This window comes from Kribbella sp. CA-245084, from assembly GCF_050942355.1.
Taxonomy (GTDB): Bacteria; Actinomycetota; Actinomycetes; order Propionibacteriales; family Kribbellaceae; genus Kribbella.
In genome coordinates this window covers 370,719-384,980 of record NZ_CP192053.1, presented here as the reverse complement: position 1 = coordinate 384,980, position 14,262 = coordinate 370,719, and the positions used below count along the sequence as shown (strand labels likewise).

The 14,262-nt window shown below is 67.5% G+C and carries 15 protein-coding genes; 8 read left to right on the top strand and 7 right to left on the bottom strand.

Annotated features, from left to right (window positions below; genetic code table 11):
* The first annotated feature begins 40 nt into the window (after positions 1-40).
* Together ACQPYH_RS01990 and ACQPYH_RS01985 are read left to right on the top strand one after the other, a co-directional pair.
* On the top strand, positions 41-1,132 hold the full coding sequence (locus ACQPYH_RS01990; protein WP_432885703.1) for a hypothetical protein: 1,092 nt from the start codon (positions 41-43) through the stop codon (positions 1,130-1,132).
* A complete protein-coding gene (locus ACQPYH_RS01985; protein WP_432885700.1) occupies positions 1,132-2,214 on the top strand; it encodes a hypothetical protein in 1,083 nt (360 codons plus the stop codon). The genes ACQPYH_RS01990 and ACQPYH_RS01985 overlap by 1 nt, the downstream gene beginning before the upstream one ends.
* Here ACQPYH_RS01985 and ACQPYH_RS01980 read toward each other — a convergent pair.
* The 4 genes from ACQPYH_RS01980 to ACQPYH_RS01965 all read right to left on the bottom strand — a co-directional run bounded on the left by ACQPYH_RS01980 (position 2,211) and on the right by ACQPYH_RS01965 (position 5,540).
* Entirely contained in the window at positions 2,211-3,863 is a 1,653-nt protein-coding gene (locus ACQPYH_RS01980; RefSeq protein ID WP_432885698.1) for a hypothetical protein, read from the bottom strand. The genes ACQPYH_RS01985 and ACQPYH_RS01980 overlap by 4 nt on opposite strands.
* A gap of 138 nt (positions 3,864-4,001) precedes the next feature.
* Positions 4,002-4,484 (bottom strand): N-acetyltransferase family protein, encoded by a 483-nt coding sequence (locus ACQPYH_RS01975; protein ID WP_432885696.1) that lies wholly within the window; start codon positions 4,482-4,484, stop codon positions 4,002-4,004.
* Between the two features lie 46 nt (positions 4,485-4,530).
* The gene (locus ACQPYH_RS01970) at positions 4,531-5,313 is read right to left on the bottom strand and encodes a Fic/DOC family protein (RefSeq protein ID WP_432885693.1); all 783 of its coding nucleotides are present in this window, start codon (positions 5,311-5,313) and stop codon (positions 4,531-4,533) included.
* Positions 5,310-5,540, bottom strand: coding sequence for an antitoxin VbhA family protein (locus ACQPYH_RS01965; RefSeq protein WP_130445777.1), 231 nt, complete (start codon positions 5,538-5,540; stop codon positions 5,310-5,312). Before ACQPYH_RS01965 ends, ACQPYH_RS01970 begins: the two co-directional genes overlap by 4 nt.
* A 255-nt stretch (positions 5,541-5,795) precedes the next feature.
* On the opposite strand from ACQPYH_RS01965, the gene ACQPYH_RS01960 reads away from it, so the two are divergent.
* The 4 genes from ACQPYH_RS01960 to ACQPYH_RS01945 all read left to right on the top strand — a co-directional run bounded on the left by ACQPYH_RS01960 (position 5,796) and on the right by ACQPYH_RS01945 (position 8,942).
* Positions 5,796-6,671, top strand: a complete 876-nt coding sequence (locus tag ACQPYH_RS01960) for an aldo/keto reductase (RefSeq protein ID WP_432885690.1) — start codon at positions 5,796-5,798, stop codon at positions 6,669-6,671.
* Between the two features lie 63 nt (positions 6,672-6,734).
* Positions 6,735-7,070, top strand: coding sequence for a tetratricopeptide repeat protein (locus tag ACQPYH_RS01955; protein ID WP_432885688.1), 336 nt, complete (start codon positions 6,735-6,737; stop codon positions 7,068-7,070).
* 127 nt (positions 7,071-7,197) lie between these two features.
* A complete protein-coding gene (locus ACQPYH_RS01950; protein ID WP_432885686.1) occupies positions 7,198-8,343 on the top strand; it encodes an LLM class flavin-dependent oxidoreductase in 1,146 nt (381 codons plus the stop codon).
* Positions 8,340-8,942, top strand: coding sequence for an FMN reductase (locus ACQPYH_RS01945; RefSeq protein WP_432885683.1), 603 nt, complete (start codon positions 8,340-8,342; stop codon positions 8,940-8,942). Before ACQPYH_RS01950 ends, ACQPYH_RS01945 begins: the two co-directional genes overlap by 4 nt.
* On the opposite strand, the gene ACQPYH_RS01940 is transcribed toward ACQPYH_RS01945, so the two are convergent.
* On the bottom strand, positions 8,928-9,701 hold the full coding sequence (locus tag ACQPYH_RS01940; RefSeq protein ID WP_432885681.1) for a TetR/AcrR family transcriptional regulator: 774 nt from the start codon (positions 9,699-9,701) through the stop codon (positions 8,928-8,930). The two genes, ACQPYH_RS01945 and ACQPYH_RS01940, sit on opposite strands and share 15 nt — an antisense overlap.
* A gap of 94 nt (positions 9,702-9,795) precedes the next feature.
* Between ACQPYH_RS01940 and ACQPYH_RS01935 the strand changes: the two genes are divergently transcribed.
* Positions 9,796-10,737 carry an ATP-binding cassette domain-containing protein gene (locus ACQPYH_RS01935; protein ID WP_432885679.1) on the top strand — a complete coding sequence of 314 codons (942 nt, stop codon included), beginning with the start codon at positions 9,796-9,798 and terminating at the stop codon, positions 10,735-10,737.
* Positions 10,734-11,528: an ABC transporter permease gene (locus ACQPYH_RS01930; protein WP_432885676.1), complete on the top strand. Its 795-nt coding sequence runs from the start codon at positions 10,734-10,736 to the stop codon at positions 11,526-11,528. The genes ACQPYH_RS01935 and ACQPYH_RS01930 overlap by 4 nt, the downstream gene beginning before the upstream one ends.
* On the opposite strand, the gene ACQPYH_RS01925 is transcribed toward ACQPYH_RS01930, so the two are convergent.
* Together ACQPYH_RS01925 and ACQPYH_RS01920 are read right to left on the bottom strand one after the other, a co-directional pair.
* Positions 11,455-13,164 carry an ABC transporter ATP-binding protein gene (locus tag ACQPYH_RS01925; protein WP_432885673.1) on the bottom strand — a complete coding sequence of 570 codons (1,710 nt, stop codon included), beginning with the start codon at positions 13,162-13,164 and terminating at the stop codon, positions 11,455-11,457. The genes ACQPYH_RS01930 and ACQPYH_RS01925 overlap by 74 nt on opposite strands.
* Before the next feature lie 306 nt (positions 13,165-13,470).
* Positions 13,471-14,238, bottom strand: a complete 768-nt coding sequence (locus ACQPYH_RS01920) for an SDR family NAD(P)-dependent oxidoreductase (RefSeq protein ID WP_432885670.1) — start codon at positions 14,236-14,238, stop codon at positions 13,471-13,473.
* Positions 14,239-14,262: the final 24 nt, after the last annotated feature.

Below are 14,262 nucleotides of genomic sequence, written 5' to 3'. Positions count from 1 at the left end.
GTGGTTCAAATGGGGCTGACGATCCTGGGGGGAACGACAGATGCACCGCACGTTGATGCGCGGGCCCGCGTGGGTGTCCTATGCGCAGATCTACGTGGAGAGTAGCGAGGACTACTCGTCGATGGAGGAGTGTTTCGCCGGGCAGCGGAACGGGTTGTGTGGCGCGGCGGTGGCGGGGAAGTTGTTTCTGATTACTGGGCTGCACTCGGGGCAGGTCGCGTTTGAGGCCGAGTTGTACGACGAGGAACCGCAAGTCGACGACGATTGGGAGGAGATCGTCGAGGCGTCGTACCGGCCACTTGGCGAGCCCGCCTTGGTGGCGTGGGGTGGTGGCGCGGCGGGCATGTGGGAGTTGGAACTCGAGCCGCAGGTCGACTATCGGGTTCGGTACTGCGGCTGGGGTATGGACGCGGCTCACCGAGATGGCCAGAAGGAAAGCGAGCCATCCGTCGACCGGTACGTCCTGCAGTTCTGGCCGGCATCACCCGCCCCGGATCAGGTCGTGAAGGTGACGAGCCGGGAGGCGGCGTACTCGCACGAGCATGTGCGGAACCCACCGCCACCACCGACACCGGAAGAGCGGGCGCGCTACACCGAGGAACTCGAGCGAATCCAGGTCCAGGCGCAGGAGGCGACTCGACAAGCCGCAGTGCTCGCGGCGTGGGGCGGGAGTTTGCCCAGTGAGCGGGTTCGCGAGGTCTGGCACGCGAACGATCTGGCGCGACTGGATCGACCCCTTCTCGATGCGCTCGATCGGGCGAACGCCGGCACGCTCGTCGCCGTCGCGCGCTGGTCGGCCCGGCGTGCGTGCACGGCGGCGGGGCTGGATCAGGTGGACTGGATCGCGGCTGCGCTCGACGGCATGGACCGTGGGCTGGCACTTCACGATGCATTCCAACCTCCGCCCGGAGCGTTCGGTGATGGTCCGTACGCCGTCGCCACCGCGGGCGACTGGGATCCCGGGCTCAGCGGGCCGGTGCAGGCGATGTTGGTGATCAGGACAGCGGGCCTCGAGGATCCGCTCGTCGCAGCTGTTGGCTCCGTGTGGCTGGCGGTTGGTGCTGCCGGCAATGATCCTGCGCTGGTCGACGAGCTACGCGAAGCGTTTCCCGAACTTAGGAAGTTGGCCTGATGAGCCTGGTGCGCACGACGATGAGTGAGCCCGCGTGGGTGGCCTACGCGCAGATCTACGTCGAGAGTGGGGAGGAGTACGCCGACCTCGGTGAATGTTTCGCCGGGCAGCGGAACGGGTTGTGCGGCGCGGCGGTGCCGGGGAAGTTGTTTCTGATCACCGGGCTGCACACCGGCAGGGTCGGCTTCACCGTCGAACTGCACGACACGATGCCGTCGGTCGAGTACGACGCGGAGGACGTCGTCGAGGCGCCGTACCGGCCGATCGGTGACGCCAAGCTGGTCACCTGGGGCGGAAGCGGCGGACCGTGGTCGCTGGAGCTTGAACCGCAGACGGACTACCGGGTCCGCTACTCGGCCTGGGGTATGGACGAAGGACACCAGGCCGGGCCGCCGAAGGACGGTGAACCGCTCGTGGATCGCTACCTTCTGCAGTTCTGGCCGGCGAGGCCCGCGCCTGATCGGGTGGTGAAGGAGACCAGTAAGCAGGCGGCGTACTGGCACAAGTTCGCCCGCCAGCAGCCGACACCTGCCCAGCTCGCGGAACTGAAGCAGGAGAAGGCGCGCCAGGAGGAAGAGCAACGCCTCGCCGAGCGAGCGACGGCCTGGGGCGGCACGCTGCCAACCGAACGGCTGGAGCGCACTATGAACGGCCGGGAGCTGGCATTCATCGACCGGGCATTGGTGAATGCGCTCGAGCAGACCGAACCGCAGACATTGCGCTTGATCGCACGGTGGGCGGCACGACGCGGGTGCGAGGAGGCCGGGTACGCCGACAACGAGCGGATTGCCGGCATCTTGGACCGCATGGACCGTGGCGCCGACTGGCTCGAGACCCTCAACGGACCGCCACCACGGGTCGAACCGGGGACAGATGCCAGCGCCACCGTCCACCAGTTCGTCGCCCAGGCCTACGGGTGGTTCGATGACCGCGACCCATTCGACAACACCGTGACGGTGGTCACCGCCACCTTCAACGTGGACTCGTTCTCGGCCGCGGTCGAGACGATCTGGTTGGCAACCGAGCCGTTCACCGACAAGTCCCAACTACTCACCGAGCTACGCGACTGCTTCCTGAGTTAGGTCCGGCGGAGGTTGTAGAGGGCAACGATGACGCCGACGACGAGCACGGCGACGGCCCCCGGCTGGGCGATCCGCTGAGCCGGGATACCGCTGGCCAGGCCGATGACAACCACGGCGACGCAGATCAGGGCGACCCAGAACGCAGGCTGCTTGAGCAGGTACGTCGCCAGGTGGCGTCGCGTCACCGGGCTGCGCGGAATGTCCTCCGGATCGCGGGGCGGCATCGGGACCTTCAACGCCGGGGAGACGGCATCGTCGACGGCTGCCACGGCCTGTTGACCGTTCCGCCAACGGGCCGGCTCGATCTGCAGTTGATACCCGTCGCGCCGGATGAGCTGCCGACCACCGTCCGGATACGCGATCAGGACTGCCAGGTCGTCGTACGACGCCGAAGCCTCAGCGGATCCCGTCTCGATGTGAGCGCCGCGGCGGCCAACGGTCAGCTCGCCCTTCACGATCGGCCAGCCGGCCGCTCTGAAGCGTCGGCCGGTGGGCGTCGACCTCGAGCCCGGCTGACGAGTGACCCAGCTCAGCCGGGAATCGGTCGTCGCGTCGGGATCGACCGACAGCAGCACGCTGTCCCACAACACGTCCGCGGCCCGGCGGACCTCGCCGACCGTGATCTCCTCGGCCTCAGCAATCAGCTCGTCGCGCTCCAGTACCGGACGCCCCAGCAGGACCTCGCGTGCCGCTACGTACGGCATCCAGTGTTCGGCCGGCTCGGTCTTGATCCGCCGGATCTCCTGATCCAGGTCGTCGCGCAGCTCGGTCGGGTCCGGACCGCGCTGGCACAGCTCGCGAAGTACGTCCAAGGTCTGCGCGACCACCGTCGGTCGCGCCTCGGGCAGCATGTCGATCCCGGCAGTGAGCATCGCGTTCTCCGCGTCCACCAGTTCGTACGAGTGCCATCCGCTGTACCCGACTCCTGCGCCGTGCCGGAACCCGTCTTCCAGCGCACGCCGCAAGGCCCGCCCCAGCGTCGGGCCGACGGTCGATCGCTGAAGCACGCCCGACACCGCCACGGACCCCGGAGAACCGCCGAAGCCGAGCGGCAACCTCTGATCGCAGGGCACGGCGATCCGGGCGGGTGACCGCGAACCGTCGGGCAGCGGAAGCCGCAGACCCGCCGGCGGCGGACCGGTCAGTGCGAGTACGGCGTTCCCGCGGGCGAAAACCTCCGCAGCCAGCGCTCGGAGACGATCCGGTTCGGCGGTCTGCAGTCCGTACTCGTCATATGCGACGAGCCCCGGCCCCTGGGCGCCGTACCGCCACAACATGTGCAGCTCGACAGGCCCCGGATGTCGCCGTGCGCTCTCGGCACGCAGGACTCGCCGCTCGTGCTCCAGTTCGCCAAAGTCGGGCGCGCCCAGCCAACCGCAGAGGTCCCGCAGGAAGGTGACGATGTCTTCGGGCTCACCTTCGGCGTCGAAGGTCGTATGCAGCATGGTGACGCGCCCGTTGATCGGCACGCGGATCGTGTCGCGATCGTGCAGCGCGAGGTGCTCGAGCAGGTGCCGCCAGCCATGCGTGGGCAGCGTCTCGTCCGCAAAGCCACCCCGGAACCACAGGCTGGCCCGCATCCGACGCTCACCCGGCACCCAGTAGACCGGAACCCCGTCCACCTCGGTAACCCGCAACTCCCCAGCCATCTCCCCGCATCCCCACCAATCCAGAACAACCGCCGGCCCATCCTGCCGGATCAGTCAGCCATCCGCCCCCCGTTTGCCACTTTTGACATCCCCAGCGACCAACAGCCCGCGCGGGGGCTCAACCAACCGCCTCTGCCTTTATGAACCCAGCTTTGTGAGGGACTCGTCGGTTAGGCGATAGATGGTCCAGTCTTCTTGGGGGGTGGCGCCTAGGGACTTGTAGAAGTCGATGGCGGGGGTGTTCCAGTTGAGGACGGACCATTCGAGGCGTTCGTAGTTGTTGTGGACGCATTCCTGGGCGAGGGCTCTCAGGAGGGCCTTGCCCAGGCCGGTGCCTCGGGTTTCGGGGCGGACGAAGAGGTCTTCGAGGTAGATGCCGTGGACGCCGCGCCAGGTGGAGAAGTTGAGGAACCAGATCGCGCAGCCGGCGATCTCGCCTTCGTGTTCGGCGACGTGGCAGAAGACGGCGGGGTTGGGGCCGAAGAGAGCGGTCTCCAGCTGGTCGACGGTCAGGTGGCATTCGTCGGGGGCGCGTTCGTACTCGGCCAGCGCGTACACGAGCTCCACGAGTGCCGGGATGTCTTCCGGCCGGGCGCGGCGGATCCGTTCGTCGGTCTGCATAACGCCTATCCTGCACCGCGGCTACGCGACCACGCGGCCACCGGGGTCAAGACTCGTGCTCCACCTCGGCGTCGCGGTCGGCGTCGTACGTGGCCGGCCGCTCCCCCAGACCGTTGCCGGTCTGCTCCGACTCGTCGATCCCGGCGTACGTCGAGCTCTGCAGCTGCAGCGCCATCGCCAGCTCCGGATCGGCGCGTACGACGGAGCCGCGTTCGACGGCGATCTTGTCGAAGACGGCGTACATCTTGCTCGGATCGGGATCGGCGCTCTTCTCCAGGTCCTCCGGGTACGCCGCGCTCGATGCCGCGTTCCACTCGTCCCGCTCGACGCGGTTGAAGTCGAGGCGGTACGGCGACATCTCGGCGACGTGGTTCATGAACACCTTGCCCGCGGCACCGTTTCCCTCGCGGAACGGGTGGGTGAGGTTCTGGTAGCTGTACACCTCGGCGATGCTCTGGACGAACTCGTCCCGCGACATCGTCGACCAGTCCTTGTCGTTGATCTTCGCGCTGACCTTGCCGGACCACTTGTCCAGCAGCTCGGCCGGCACGAACGTCTTGCCCTGCTTGGTGATTCCGACGTTCCGGAACTCCCCGGCCCAGTCGTACACGTCCTGGAGCAGGTGCTTGTGGATCGCCTGCACGTGCGCCTTGTCGTACGTGCGCGGAATCTCGACGTCACCGCGATCGATCTCGCCCTGCCGCACGGACCGCAGCCGGTACTCGGCGAAGTGCAGCTCGATCGGGTTCTTGATGCCGAGCTTGTTCCGGAGACAGCCGCCGGGCTCCCAGAGATACGCGTCCCAGCGTTGCTTCTCCGGTGAGGTCACACCGGGTCTCCGCCGGTCACCTTCGACATCGTCCGGCGGATGTACTCCGCGGTGTCGATCCGGCCCGCCTCGCGGTCGGCCAGGTCGGCGACATCGTCGCGTTGCGGCTCCCAGCCTTCCAGCCGGTTGTTCGCGAGCGCGTCGCTGACCCGCTGCTTCTGGTCATCGTCGAGCGATTCGAACAACTCCGGCCAGCGCTGGGCGTAGCGGCACGGTTCGTAGGCCATCAGTCAGCTCCCCGAGTAGCTAGCAATCGGCCCAGCGTAGCGAAGTCCGGATTCCTACCCGTCGGGCGAGCGGTGTGGGCGCATGCCAAGGGGACTGGCGATAAGTAATGGCCTGTGGCCAGTCCCCGGCGGGTGTACTCAGTACGACGAGGTCGGCAGTCAGCGGTTCAGTCCGGGGCATTCAGTAGTCGGGGTGCTGAGTGTGTTCGGATATTCCTGTTGGAATTCGCAGTCCTCGCGCGGGAGGTTGGACGTATGGCAGCTGACACGAACAAGACCCGCCGGATCGGTGACGTCGAGGTATCCGCGATCGGGCTCGGCGGGATGCCGATGTCGATCGAGGGACGGCCCGACGAGGCACGGTCGATCGCGACCATCCACGCGGCGCTGGACGCCGGGATCACGCTGATCGACACGGCCGATGCGTACCACCTGACCGCGACCGACGACGGACACAACGAGAGCCTGATCGCGAAGGCGCTGGCGTCGTACGGCGGTGACACCTCCGACGTGCTGGTCGCGACGAAGGGCGGCCACCTGCGGCCCGGCGACGGCAGCTGGACGCTCAACGGCTCCCCGAAGTACATCGCCGAGGCGGCCGAAGCGTCGCTGAAGCGGCTCGGCGTGGAGGCGATCGGGCTGTACCAGTTCCACCGGCCCGACCCCAAGACGCCGTACGAGGACTCCGTCGGCGCGATCCGCGACCTCCTCGACGCCGGCAAGATCCGGATGGCCGGCATCTCGAACGCGAACCCGGCCCAGATCAAGCAGGCCAACGAGATCCTCGGCGGCCGGCTCGTCTCGGTCCAGAACCAGTTCTCGCCGAAGTTCCGCTCGAGCGAGCCGGAACTGGAGCTGTGCGACGAGCTGGGCATCGCGTTCCTCCCGTGGTCCCCGCTCGGCGGCATCTCCAACGCCGGCGAGCTCGGCGCGAAGTACCCGGCCTTCCAGACCCTCGCAGCCGAGCTCAGCGTCAGCCCGCAGAAGCTCACGCTGGCCTGGATGCTCGCCAAGTCCCCCATCGTCATCCCGATCCCAGGCTCCAGCCGCCCGGAAACCATCCGCGACTCGTACTCCGCGGTGGACCTGCAGCTGACGCCGGACCAGGTCGCAGTACTCGACGCAGCCTGATCCACCACCGGGTCGCGCCGGAATACCACCGCGCGACCCGGCGTTCTGTCGCGCGTGGAAGACATGCGTGCACTGAGCTACGGCCTCGGCCAGCAGTACTTCGAGGAGCGGGACTACCGCGGCGCCATCCGCGCCCTGAAGCCGATCGTCGACGAGACCCCGGACGACGTCGGGACGCGGCTCCTGCTGGCGCGGGCCTACTACCACGCGGCCCTGCTCAAGCCCGCCGAAGAGCACTTGCTCGAGGTGATCGAGCGTCAGCCCACCGAGTACTACGCCCACCTGATGCTCGCGCGGACGCTCGAGCGGCAGTCCCGCCGCGACGAGGCCGGCAAGCATCGGCGTATCGCCGCCGCCCTAACCGGTGACGACGAGTTGCTCGAAGGTCACACACTCTGATCGACGACACTGAAGGCCCGCGATCCGCACCCGGATCGCGGGCCTTCGGCGTACCCAGGCCGGAATGACTGGCCACGGGTCGGTGTTATGTAGTTTAATAGTGAACTACTTAGACTGAGGAGAGCCGATGCAGTTCGGGGTGTTCAGTGTTGGGGATGTGACTGAGGATCCGACGACCGGGGTCACGCTCAGTGAGGGTGAGCGGATCAAGGCGATGGTGGCGATCGCGTTGAAGGCCGAGGAGGTCGGGCTGGACGTGTTCGCGCAGGGTGAGCACCACAACCCGCCGTTCGTGCCGTCGTCGCCGACGACCCAGCTCGGGTTCATCGCGGCGCAGACGTCGAAGATCATCCTGTCCACCTCGACGACCCTGATCACGACCAACGACCCGGTGAAGATCGCCGAGGACTACGCGATGCTGCAGCACCTGGCCGACGGCCGGGTCGACCTGATGATGGGTCGCGGCAACACAGGTCCGGTGTACCCGTGGTTCGGTCAGGACATCCGCAACGGCATCGCGCTCGCCGTCGAGAACTACGCGTTGCTCCGCCGGCTCTGGCGCGAGGACGTCGTCGACTGGGAAGGCAAGTTCCGTACGCCGCTGCAGGGGTTCACCGCGACACCGCGGCCGCTGGACGACGTACCGCCGTTCGTGTGGCACGGGTCGATCCGGTCGCCCGAGATCGCCGAGCAGGCGGCGTACTACGGTGACGGGTTCTTCCACAACAACATCTTCTGGCCGATCACGCACACCAAGCAGATGATCGAGCTGTACCGCCGGCGCTTCGAGCACTACGGGCACGGCGCCGCGGACCAGGCGATCGTCGGGCTCGGCGGTCAGGTCTTCATGCGCAAGAACTCGCAGGACGCGGTCCGCGAATTCCGGCCGTACTTCGACAACGCGCCGGTTTACGGACACGGGCCGTCGCTCGAGGACTTCACCCGGGAGACGCCGCTGACTGTCGGCAGTCCGCAGGAGGTTATCGAGCGGACACTGTCGTTCCGGGAGCACTTCGGTGACTACCAGCGGCAGCTGTTCCTGATGGACCACGCCGGGTTGCCGCTGAAGACTGTGCTGGAGCAGCTGGACATCCTCGGCGAAGAGGTCGTTCCGGTACTGCGGAAGGAGTTCGCCGCGCTGAAGCCGGCGCACGTGCCGGACGCACCGACGCACGAGTCTTTGAAGGCCGCCGCGGAGCGTGCGCGCCAGTTGGAGACGATCGATGAGCCGGCCGTGGTGGCCGAGCCGACCGCCGAGGAGCCGACGCGATGAACGAACGCGTGATTGCCGTGGTGACAGCTGGGTTGACGACACCGTCGTCGTCCCGGCTGCTCGCCGACCAACTGTCGGCCGCGGTCGCGGACGAGTTGTCGGGCCGCGGGATCACCTCCCGCATCGAGACGATCGAGGTCCGCGACCACGCTCACGACCTGACCAACAACCTGCTCACCGGCTTCCCGTCGGCCGAGCTGCGCGAGGTCCTCGAGACGGTCGAGTCGGCTGACGCCCTCATCGTCGTCAGCCCGACGTTCAGTGCGTCGTACTCGGGCCTGTTCAAGATGTTCTTCGACGTACTCGACGACCAGGCCCTGGCCGGCAAGCCCGTCCTCCTGGGCGCAACCGGCGGCACCGAACGCCACTCGCTTGTGCTGGAGTTCGCGCTCCGGCCCCTCTTCGCGTACCTGGAGGCCCTCCCGGTCCCGACCGGCGTCTACGCCGCCTCCACCGACTGGGGCCCCAACGCCGCCGGCCTCCGCCCCCGCATCACCCAGGCAGCAAGCGAACTGGTCGCCGCCCTCCACCACGAAACCCCCACGAAGGCCGACCCCTTCACCAACCCCACCCCCTTCGAAGACCTACTCAACAGCTGATCGCGACTCGATCAGCTGGGTCAGGCCGTCGAGGATGGTGGTCAGGCCGAAGGTCAGGGCGTGGGCTGGGTCTATAACTGACTGGAAGTGTTCGCCTACGGCGGTGCCTACGCGGCCGGCGACGGGGAAGTGAGTGCCGGACATGACTGTGGTGAGGGTCGGGGAGATCTGACGCCACCACTCCTCGTCGGTGAGGCCGGAGTCGCGTTGGGTGCGGAGTTGTTCGGCGCCGGCGCGGGCGGTGCCCTGGACGTGGGTGAGGACGAGGGCCAGCGCGGAGTCCATCTCGACGTCGGTCAGACCGAGGCCGTCGAGCGGGCGTAGCTCCGCCTCGTACTTGCGGGTGATGTTCGGGCCCAGCGCCGTACGCATCGTCGGCACCTCGTGGATCCACGGGTGCGCGGTCAGGATCTCCCAGTTGCGGCGGGCAATGAATTCGAGCGCGCCCCGCCAGCCGCCGGACTGCCGCACAGGCTCGTCGGCGTCGGCGTACAGGTCGCCGTACGCGCGGTCGAACATCAGGTCGGTCAGCTCACCCTTGCCGGGAACGTGCGTGTAGAGCGACATCGTGCCGACCTTCAGCCGGTCGGCGACCATCCGCATCGACAGCGCCTCGAGGCCTTCGGCATCGGCGAGCTCGATCGCGGCGTCGACGATCGCGCGCACGGTCAGACCGGAGCGGCCGGGTTTCGCGTGGCTCCCCCACAGCAGCGCCAGACTGCGCGCCGGATCGGGCGCAGCCGCCTTCCTTCCCGCCACCGGAACCTTCTTCCACCGCTCGTCGTTGAACGCATCGTACCTGAGCCGTACAATGTACGGTACACTCTACGGCTCAACGACCCGAGAGGTGGGAATGACTACGGAAACAGTGATCGAGGCCGTCGGCGTACGGAAGAACTACAAGGGCGGCACGGAGGGTGCGGGGCTGAACGGCTTCGACCTGCAGGTCACGGCCGGCACGGTGACGGGTCTGCTCGGTCCGAACGGCGCCGGCAAGACGACGGCGGTGCGGATCCTGTCCACGCTGCTGGAGATGGATTCCGGTACGGCGACGATCGCGGGGTACGACGTACGCCGCCAGGGCGCAGAGGTACGACGGCGGATCGGGCTGGTCGGGCAGTACGCCGCTGTGGACGAAATCCTCACCGGGCGGCAGAACCTGGTGATGTTCGGACGGCTGAACCATCTGAAGAATCACCAGAGCCGGGCCGACGAGCTGCTGGAGCGGTTCAGCCTGACGGAGGCGGCCGGGCAGGCGGTCAGCAAGTACTCCGGCGGGATGCGCCGGCGGCTGGATCTCGCGGCGAGCCTGATCGTGGCGCCGCGGGTGCTGTTCGTGGACGAGCCGACGACCGGGCTCGATCCGGCCGGCCGGATCGAGGTGTGGTCCGCCGTACGGGAGCTGGTCGATGGCGGTACGACGGTGTTGCTGACGACGCAGTACCTGGAGGAGGCGGATCAGCTCGCGAACCGGATCTCGATGCTCAAGGCGGGGAAGGTCGTTGCCGAGGGCACCCCTGATGAGCTGAAGACGCAGCTCGGGTCGGACCGGCTGGAGATCCTGCTCGCGGATCCGGCCGACGTACCGCGGGTGGTGGAGCTGGCCGGGCCGCTGGCGGACGGCGAGATCCAGGTCGTCGACGTACGGGTGAGTGTGCCGGTGAAGGATCGTACGAAGGCGTTGGTGGTGATGGCGAACTCGTTGCATGAGGCAAGGATTGAACCGGAGGACATCACGTTGCGGCGGCCGACGCTGGACGAGGTCTTCCTGCACCTGACCGGGGCGGCCGCATGAACGGGCTCGGGTGGGCGCTCGCGGACAGCTGGACGATCGCGCGGCGGACGTTGATGCATTGGCGGATGCAGCCCGGGTTGGTGCTGTTCCAGTGGTTCTTCCCGGTGCTGATGCTGCTGATGTTCGGCGGCCTGCTGGGCGGGGCGATGGATTTCCCGGAGGGTTCGTCGTACTACGAATTGCTGGTGCCGGGGATCTTTGCGCTGGCGATGCTGTTCGGGCTCGAGGGCACGATGACGGCGGTCACCACCGATGTGTCGAAGGGAGTGACGGACCGGTTCCGCTCGCTCCCGATGAGCTCGACGGCGGTGGTGCTCGGGCGATGCATCGCGGACATGCTCGACTCGATGGTGACGCTCCTCGTGCTGGTCGCGACCGGTCTCGCACTCGGTTGGCGCTGGCACGAAGGCCTGCCGGCCGCGCTGGCCGCGTTCGGGTTGCTGTTGCTGCTGAGGTTCGCGTTGCTGTGGGTCGGCATCTTCATCGGTCTGACTGTGAAGAACGCGCAGAGCGTGACGATGGTCCAGGTCCTGGTCTGGCCCATCGGCTTCCTCTCCAGCACTTTTGTAGCCACGTCCACGATGCCCAGCTGGCTAGGCACCATCGCCCAGTGGAACCCACTGTCAGCAACGGCAACCGCCTGCCGAGAACTCTTCGGCAACCCCGACCCCTCCGCCACCGCCACCTGGATAGGCACCCACGCAGGGCTGGCCGCCGTCATAGCTCCCTTGCTGCTGACAGCAATCTTCCTTCCACTGTCTGCGCATCGCTTCCGGACTCTGTCCCGCTGAGCGTGACGACCCGGTCGGCGTAGGGCAGGAGCGCTGGGTCGTGGGTTATCAGGAGGGTGGTCCGGTTGTGGGTCAGGGATTGGAGCGGGGTGATGATTTCGTGGGCTGCGGTGGGGTCCAGGCCTGCGGTTGGTTCGTCGAGGACTAGGACCGGGGTGTTGCGGAGGAGGGCTCGGGCGAAGGTCAGGCGTTTAAGTTGGCCGCCGGAGAGAGTCGGGGTGGACGGGTCGAGGCGGGTGTCGTAGCCGTCGGGTAGGGCGGTGATGAAGTCGTGGGCGGCGGATGCGCGGGCTGCGGCGATGATGTCCGCGTCGGTGGCGTCGGGGCGGCCGTAGGCGAGGTTTGCCCGGATCGTGTCGGGGAGGACGAGCGTCTGCTGCGAGAGCAACGTGATGTTCTCGCGCAGGCGCCGTACCTCCAGAGACTCCAGCGGTACGCCGTCCAGCCGGATCGTGCCGGCGGTGGGGTCGTAGAAGCGGAGCAGGAGCTTCGCGATCGTGGACTTGCCGATGCCACTCGGGCCGGTGAGGATCACGAACTCGCCGGGCTGCACGGTGAGGTCGAAGCCGGCAAGTGTGGGGGTGTCGGCGCCGGGGTAGCAGAACCCGACCCGGTCGAACTCGAGGCGTCCGCGGACGTGGTCGAGTTCGGCCGGGTGATCTGGGTCGGTGACGGACGGGGTGACGGACAGCAGCTCGGTCAGGCGTTCGGTCGCAGCGGTGGCAGCCGTGGCGGTGAGGTTGAGTTCGCCGAGACTGCGGAGCGGCGGGTACAGGTACCCGAGGAATGCTGCGAACGACAGCAGCGCGCCGAGCGTCATCCGACCTTGCGAGATCTCCCAGACCCCGAGGCCGATCACCCCGAGCACACACAGCGTCTCGAGGACCTCGACTACCTGCTCATACAGCTCGGTCCGGCGCGCGCCGCTCACCGAGGCGCGCATCCACGACACCGCCTCGCGGTCGAGCCGCTTCTCCTCGGACGGCTTGCGGTCGTACGCCTGGGTCAGCTCGATCAGGCCCAGCGACTCCTCCAGCACCGACGTGATCGCTCCGTCGGCTACCCGCTCGGAGCGGGCGAAGCGCCTGATCGGACCGGAGAACACCTTCGCCGCCAGCCACAAGAGCGGCGCCAGTACGAACATGACCAGCGCAAGATCCCAGCGCAGCCAGAACGCCGCGGCCGAGAACAGTACGACGCGGAACACCGCCGACACCACGCCGATCGTCGAGGACACGACCAGCTGCTCGATCGCCTCGACGTCACCACTGAGCCGCTCGACCAGGTCACCGCGGCGGTACCGCTGGAAGAAGTCCGGCGGGAGGTCCTGCACATGGGCGAACACGCGGGCGCGGAGTCGGCGTACGAACCGCTCACCGCTCCAGTAGGCGAGCGAGTTGCCGAAGTACCCGATGATCGCGCCGACGACCGCGACCGCGAGCCAGGCCGACGCGGGATGCCAGAACGCCGCGAGTGAGCCCTGCTCGAGCGCGTTGTCGGTCAGGCTGCCGAAGAGCAGGATCGCGACGGTCTCGCACAGAGCCGCCGCGATCACACAAACACAGACCAGGACGTACCACCGCCGGTCACCTCGCGTCAGCGGCCAGAACCGCGCGAACGCCTGCCGGATCGTCATCTGCCGCCTCCCGGGTGAACACGCCGATGGGGCCTGCGGAGTGCAGGCCCCATCGTCAGAGAACTGAGGTCAGCGAGCGATCGGCCGACGGCGGCGCGGCGCCTTCTTGGCGGGCTTCTTGTGGCACGCGCCGCCCTTCGGGGCCTTCGGCTTGAGCGGGGCGATCTTCTTGAAGCTCATGGCAGTTCTCCTTCGTGTGTTGGTTGTTGCCGCGGTCAACTGCTTGCGACAACCACGAAGTTAGCCAGCCAGGCTTGGGGATCCATCCGATGTTTCTGGCAACAACCTCCGAACCCCGACCGTTGCCTAGGGCGTCAATTGGCCGCCGTTGATCTCGATGATCTGGCCGGTGACGTACGACGACATGCGGTCGGAGGCGAGGAACAGGATCGTGCCGACGCACTCGTGCGGCGTACCGGTGCGGCCCATCGGGATGGTGGCGAGCATGGCCTGCATCTGCGCGTCGGCGGTGTGGCGGTCGTGGAACGGGGTCTTGATCACGCCCGGCGCGATCGCGTTCACCCGGATGCCTTCCGGGGCGAGCTCCTTGGCCAGGCCGCGGGTGAACGTGCTGACCGCGCCCTTGCTGGTCGCGTACACGACCGAGCCGCCGGCGCCGCCGGTCCGCCCGGCGATCGACGTGACGTTGATGATCGAGCCGCCGCCCTGCGCCCGGAACACGGGCACGATCCGCCGGCTCAGCGCGAAGACCGAGGTCAGGTTCACGTCGAGGATCCGGTGGAACTCCTCGTCCGGTACGTCGGCGATCGGCGACCGGTGGACCAGGTCGCCCGCGTTGTTGACGAGTACGTCGATCCGCCCGTGCTGCGCGAGCACCTCGTCGATGAACGCGTCCGCCGACTTCGGGTCGGCCAGATCCGCCTGGTGCAACGACGCCGTACCACCGGCCGTCTGCACCGCCCCCACGGTGTGCTTCGCACCCTCCTCGTTCTGGTGGTAATGAAGCGCGACCGAAGCCCCACTCTCCGCGAACCCGACCGCCGCCGCAGCCCCGATCCCACTACTGGCCCCGGTCACCACAACAACCTGATCCCTGAAATCCAGATATCCCATAGGCCCTATCCTCTCCTGCTCCGG

Excerpts from the sequence above, each read along its gene's own strand:
- ACQPYH_RS01990 (WP_432885703.1), top strand. The coding sequence starts at position 41 with ATGCACCGCACGTTGATGCGCGGGCCCGCGTGGGTGTCCTATGCGCAG.
- ACQPYH_RS01985 (WP_432885700.1), top strand. The coding sequence starts at position 1,132 with ATGAGCCTGGTGCGCACGACGATGAGTGAGCCCGCGTGGGTGGCCTAC.
- ACQPYH_RS01980 (WP_432885698.1), bottom strand. The coding sequence starts at position 3,863 with ATGGCTGGGGAGTTGCGGGTTACCGAGGTGGACGGGGTTCCGGTCTAC.
- ACQPYH_RS01975 (WP_432885696.1), bottom strand. The coding sequence starts at position 4,484 with ATGCAGACCGACGAACGGATCCGCCGCGCCCGGCCGGAAGACATCCCG.
- ACQPYH_RS01965 (WP_130445777.1), bottom strand. The coding sequence starts at position 5,540 with ATGGCCTACGAACCGTGCCGCTACGCCCAGCGCTGGCCGGAGTTGTTC.
- ACQPYH_RS01960 (WP_432885690.1), top strand. The coding sequence starts at position 5,796 with ATGGCAGCTGACACGAACAAGACCCGCCGGATCGGTGACGTCGAGGTA.
- ACQPYH_RS01955 (WP_432885688.1), top strand. The coding sequence starts at position 6,735 with ATGCGTGCACTGAGCTACGGCCTCGGCCAGCAGTACTTCGAGGAGCGG.
- ACQPYH_RS01950 (WP_432885686.1), top strand. The coding sequence starts at position 7,198 with ATGCAGTTCGGGGTGTTCAGTGTTGGGGATGTGACTGAGGATCCGACG.
- ACQPYH_RS01945 (WP_432885683.1), top strand. The coding sequence starts at position 8,340 with ATGAACGAACGCGTGATTGCCGTGGTGACAGCTGGGTTGACGACACCG.
- ACQPYH_RS01935 (WP_432885679.1), top strand. The coding sequence starts at position 9,796 with ATGACTACGGAAACAGTGATCGAGGCCGTCGGCGTACGGAAGAACTAC.
- ACQPYH_RS01930 (WP_432885676.1), top strand. The coding sequence starts at position 10,734 with ATGAACGGGCTCGGGTGGGCGCTCGCGGACAGCTGGACGATCGCGCGG.
- ACQPYH_RS01925 (WP_432885673.1), bottom strand. The coding sequence starts at position 13,164 with ATGACGATCCGGCAGGCGTTCGCGCGGTTCTGGCCGCTGACGCGAGGT.
- ACQPYH_RS01920 (WP_432885670.1), bottom strand. The coding sequence starts at position 14,238 with ATGGGATATCTGGATTTCAGGGATCAGGTTGTTGTGGTGACCGGGGCC.